1 protein-coding gene is annotated in these 945 nt (G+C 75.0%); it reads left to right on the plus strand.

Annotated features, from left to right (window positions below):
* Positions 1-945, plus strand: a 945-nt coding sequence (locus ACI8AX_RS23585) for an LGFP repeat-containing protein (RefSeq protein ID WP_456552309.1), incomplete at both ends; no start/stop codon positions are given.

Genomic DNA, 945 nt, shown 5'->3' on the forward strand with positions numbered 1-945 from the left:
CGGCGCGCAGCTGGTCAGGTGGGGAGGGCAGGGCTGGGAGACCGGTCCCCTGGGGTACCCGACGACCGACACGGTGTGCGGGCTGCGCGACGGTGGCTGCTTCCAGCACTTCCAGGGCGGCTCGGTGTACTCCTCGACCGCGGGTGGGGCGCGGGTCGTGGCCGGTGAGGTCCTGGCGGCCTGGCGGTCCTCGGGGTGGGAGCGCGGCGTGCTGGGCTACCCGACCGGTGAGCTGCGCTGCGGGTACACCGACGGCGGCTGCTTCCAGGCGTTCGAGCACGGTGCGGTGTACGTGTCCGCCTCCACCCCGGCCTCGGTGGTGACCGAACCTGCCCGGTCGGCGTGGGGGGCGCAGCAGTGGGAGCGCGGGCTGCTGGGCTACCCGACCGGCAACACGACCTGCGGGCTGCGCGACAGCGGCTGCTTCCAGCACTTCCAGGGCGGCTCGGTCTACAGCTCCGCCACGACGGGCGCCCACGTCGTCCCGGCGACCGTCCGGACCCGCTGGCAGGCGGCCGGCTGGGAGCGCGGGGCACTGGGCTACCCGACCGCGGACCAGGTCTGCGGCCTGCGCGACGGCGGCTGCTACCAGTCCTTCCAAGGGGGGACGGTCTACACGTCGGCGGCCACCGGCACCCGGGTCGTCGCCGGTGGCTTCCTGGCCCTGTGGAGCGCGGAGTCCCGTGAGGCGGGCGACCTGGGCTACCCGGTCGGCGAGCAGACCTGCGGGCTGCGTGAGGGGGGCTGCTTCCAGCACTTCCAGGGCGGCTCGATCTACTCCTCGACCACCGGGGGCACGCACGCGGTCGTCGGTCCCGTCCGCGACGGGTGGAAGGCGACCGGCTGGGAACGCGGCGTCCTCGGGTACCCGAGCGCCGACCGCGTGTGCGGCCTGCCCGGCGGCGGCTGCCGTCAGCAGTTCGCCGGCGGAGTGGTCTCCACCTC

It is taken from the genome of Blastococcus sp. SYSU D00813, assembly GCF_054050735.1.